1 protein-coding gene is annotated in these 238 nt (G+C 42.9%); it reads left to right on the top strand.

What is annotated here, in order from left to right; all coding sequences use genetic code 11:
- Window positions 1–17 precede the first annotated feature (17 nt).
- Window positions 18–238, top strand: a 221-nt coding sequence (locus JFU56_RS22750) for a DUF1653 domain-containing protein (protein ID WP_198439469.1), incomplete at its 3' end; no start/stop codon positions are given.

Below are 238 nucleotides of genomic sequence, written 5' to 3'. Positions count from 1 at the left end.
ATACAAGAGAACAGCAAATGACTACAGCACTAAAACCGGGTTTATACCAACACTACAAAGGTCCACAATACAAAGTTATTCACGTTGCCACCCATAGCGAAACCGAGGAGCAACTTGTTATTTATCAAGCCTTGTATGGTGAGTTTGGTATTTGGGCGCGCCCACTAAGTATGTTTTTAGAAACCGTCGAAAAAGGCGGCGAAACCATACCTCGTTTTGCTTACCTTGGACCTATAGA

Source organism: Moritella sp. F3 (genome assembly GCF_015082335.1).
In the GTDB taxonomy this organism is placed as follows: Bacteria; Pseudomonadota; Gammaproteobacteria; order Enterobacterales; family Moritellaceae; genus Moritella.
The sequence above is the reverse complement of the archived record's forward strand: the minus strand, read 5'-3'. Positions and strand labels throughout refer to the sequence as shown.